At 33.7% G+C, this 744-nt stretch carries 1 protein-coding gene; it reads left to right on the top strand.

From position 1 onward, the window contains the following. Positions 1-135: 135 nt before the first annotated feature. The gene (gene tnpA, locus CD116_RS05880) at positions 136-621 is read left to right on the top strand and encodes an IS200/IS605 family transposase (protein ID WP_000093393.1); all 486 of its coding nucleotides are present in this window, start codon (positions 136-138) and stop codon (positions 619-621) included. Positions 622-744: the final 123 nt, after the last annotated feature.

Below are 744 nucleotides of genomic sequence, written 5' to 3'. Positions count from 1 at the left end.
TTATGAAAAGAAAACCATACGCTATGCGTATGGTTCAGAAAAGGTTCTACCATTGTCACAAAAAATGCATCTCTACGTGCTAGAATAAATATTGGTCAGCCAACCAAAATAATCAACACGAGGAGATGCTATTTAATGTCATCTGACACAAACAGTTTAGCACATACAAAATGGAATTGTAAGTATCATATTGTCTTTGCACCTAAATACAGAAGACAAGTGATATATGGAAAAATAAAAAAAGATATAGGGATTATATTGCGTCAATTATGTGAAAGAAAAGGTGTAGAGATAATTGAAGCAGAGGCATGTAAAGATCATATCCATATGTTAGTTAGTATACCACCCAAACTTGGGGTATCATCATTTGTTGGCTATTTAAAAGGAAAAAGTAGTTTAATGATATTTGATAGACATGCTAACTTAAAGTATAGATATGGAAATAGAAAATTTTGGTGTAAAGGATTTTATGTGGATACAGTAGGTAGAAATAAAAAAGTGATTGAAAATTATATTCGTAATCAATTACAAGAGGATATCGTTGCAGACCAAATCTCAATGGAAGAATATTTAGATCCTTTTACTGGAGAGAAAAATAGAAAAAGAAAGAAAAAAGAGTAACCCTTTAGGGTTGCTGGAATAGTAGTGCAGTTGGCTGACTTTTCAGTGCCCTTTTAGGGCTGGCCAGTAAGGAAGGCTTATAGCCGTAGAACAAACCACCCGTTCACACGGGTGGTTTTGATT

The sequence above is a fragment of the Staphylococcus schweitzeri genome (genome assembly GCF_002902405.1).
GTDB lineage: Bacteria > Bacillota > Bacilli > Staphylococcales > Staphylococcaceae > Staphylococcus > Staphylococcus schweitzeri.
The sequence above is the reverse complement of the archived record's forward strand: the minus strand, read 5'-3'. Positions and strand labels throughout refer to the sequence as shown.